This window comes from Micromonospora sp. RP3T (assembly GCF_003027925.1).
In the GTDB taxonomy this organism is placed as follows: Bacteria; Actinomycetota; Actinomycetes; order Mycobacteriales; family Micromonosporaceae; genus Micromonospora.
This window is the reverse complement of record NZ_PYPS01000081.1, coordinates 1-2779: the sequence shown is the minus strand read 5'-3', so window position 1 is coordinate 2779 and position 2779 is coordinate 1. Positions and strand designations below refer to the sequence as shown.

Genomic DNA, 2779 nt, shown 5'->3' with positions numbered 1-2779 from the left:
GGCCCCCACCACACCCCCCTCCCCACCTACCCCTTCCAACACCAGCAGTACTGGCCCACCACCAACCCCCGCACCACCGACCCCACCACCCTCGGACTCACCTCGGTGCGCCACCCGCTGCTGCGCGCCACGGTCGAACTGGGCGACGGCCGGGGCCTCCTGGTCACCGGTGGGCTGTCTCTGCACGAGCAACCCTGGCTCGCCGACCACGTGCTGTCCGGCACGCCGCTGCTGCCCGCCACGGCGTTCCTCGAGATGGCCCTCACCGCCGCGCAGAAGGCCGGCTGTGACCGGCTGGACGAACTCGTCATCGAGTCGCCCCTGGCGCTCCCCCAGTCCGGCGGGTCTGCCGTCCATGTGATCGTCGGCCCGGGCGAGAACGGTCGCCGCACCCTCGACCTGTACGCCCGGGTGAACGACGCCACCGTCGAAGCGGACTGGACGAGGTACGCCAGCGGCGTCCTCCGGAGCGGGGAACCGGCGGCGCCACCGGTCGCCGATGCCGCCTGGCCGCCGGCCGGCGCCACGCCTGTCGACCTCGACGACGCCTACGCCCGCCTCGCCGAACACGGCTACGAGTACGGACCGGCCTTCCGCGGCCTCACCGCCGTCTGGCGACACGGCGACGACATCTACGCCGAAGCCACCCTCCCCGACACCGACACCGACACCGACACCGACACCGACACCGACACCGACACCGACTACGCCATCCACCCCGCCCTCCTCGACGCCGCCCTGCACCCGATCGCGCTCGCTCAGCTCGACTCGGGTGACCGGCTGGTGCCGTTCTCCTGGCACGGCGTACAGATCCATGCCGTCGCCGCTACGACGCTGCGGGTACGGATATCCCGAACCGACGACGGGTTCACGGTCGACCTGACCGATCCCCAGGGCGCCCCGGTGGCCGGCGTCGAGTCGCTGCGGCTGCGCCCGTTGCCGGCCGACGCGGTCCGCGCGCTCTCCCCCGCGCCGGCCGTGCTGGCGCTGGACTGGCCGGTGCTCTCCGCATCCGCCGGGGCAGTTGCCGGCCGGACGGCGGTTGCCGGTGACCTGGCCGGGGTGGGCGACGACGTCTACGCCGATGTCGCCGCGTTGCGCGAGGCGCTGGCGGCCGGGGCGGCAGTGCCGGGCACGGTCTTCGTGCCGGTCGTCCCGCCCGCGGAAGGCGACTTCCCGCACGCCGTACGGGCCACCCTGCACGCCGCGCTCGACACGGTCCGTCAGTGGCTCGCCGATGACCGGCTCGGGTCGTCGCGCCTCGTCTTCGTGACGCGCGACGCCGTCGCCGGCCGGTCCGACCTCGCCGCCGCGGCGGTGTGGGGCCTGATGCGCAGCGTTCAGCGGGAGAACCCGGGGCAGTTCGCCATGATCGACGTCGACGGGACGCCCGCGTCGCAGGCGCGACTGGTGACCGCCGCGGCGACCGGTGAGCCGGAGCTGGCCATCCGCGGCGGGACGCTGCACACGCCGCGCCTGGCCGCGGCACAGCCGACCGGATCGGTGCCGGTCCTCGACCCGGAGGGCACGGTGCTGGTCACCGGAGGGACCGGCACGCTGGGCGGGCTCGTCGCCCGCCACCTGGTCACGCGGTACGGCGTCCGCCACCTCCTGCTGCTGTCCCGCAGCGGACCGGCCGCACCCGGGGCCGCACAGCTCGTGGCGGAACTGACCGACCGGGGCGCCGAGGTGTCGGTGCACGCGTGCGACATCGCGAACGCCGACGCCCTGGCCACCGAACTGGCCGACCTGCCGGCGGCGCATCCGCTGACCGCGGTCGTGCACACCGCCGGCGTCGTCGATGACGGCACCGCCACGGCGCTCACGCCGGACGCCCTGGACCGGGTGCTGGCGCCCAAGGCCGATGCGGCCTGGCACCTGCACCGGCTCACCCAGGACCGGCCGCTCGCCGCGTTCGTGCTGTTCTCCTCCGTGGCCGGCACGCTGGGTAGCGCCGGGCAGGCCAACTACGGCGCGGCCAACGCGGTCCTCGACGCCCTCGCCGTCGTCCGGCGGGCGCAGGGCCTTGCGGCCACGTCGATGGCGTGGGGGCTGTGGGCCGAAACCAGCGCCATGACGGCGAGTCTGGCAGACGTCGATCTCCGCCGGATGAGCCGCACCGGCATCCGTCCGCTGAGCTCCGAGGACGGTCTGGCGCTCTTCGACGCGGCGCTCACGAGCGATGCGCCGGCGACTGTCACGGCACGCCTGGACCTGCCCGCCCTGCGGCAACTGGCCGACACCGGGCAGCTTCCGGCCGCGTTCCGCGGTCTGGTGGTGGCCGGCCCCCGACGGGCCGCGGCCGCACCCCGCGAGGACAGGTCCTCGCTCGCCGGCCGGCTGGCCGCCCTGCCGCCGACCGAGCGCCTGGACCACCTGCTCCGGCTGACCCGCTCGGCGGTCGCGGCGGTGCTCGACCACCCGGATCCGGACCGGGTGGATGAGGGGCTGACCTTCAAGGAACTGGGCTTCGACTCGCTCACCGCGGTCGAGCTGCGCAACCGGCTGGCGACTGCCGCCGGGCTTCGGCTGCCCGCCACCCTGATCTTCGATCATCCCTCACCGACAGCGCTGGCCTCGTACCTGCTCGCGGAAATCGTCGGTGACCAGGTGCCCGTACCGGTGACCGCCGCCGCGGTCGTCGGCGACGACCCGATCGCGGTGGTGGGGATGGCCTGCCGGTTCCCCGGTGAGGTGCGCTCGCCGGAGGACCTGTGGCGGCTGGTCGATTCCGGTACCGACGCGATCGGCCTGTTCCCCGACAACCGGGGCTGGGACC

At 74.5% G+C, this 2779-nt stretch carries 1 protein-coding gene; it reads left to right on the top strand.

The window, feature by feature from the left end:
* Nucleotides 1-2779 (top strand): type I polyketide synthase (locus tag C8054_RS31485; protein ID WP_146180025.1); only part of this gene is annotated, 2779 nt, incomplete at both ends.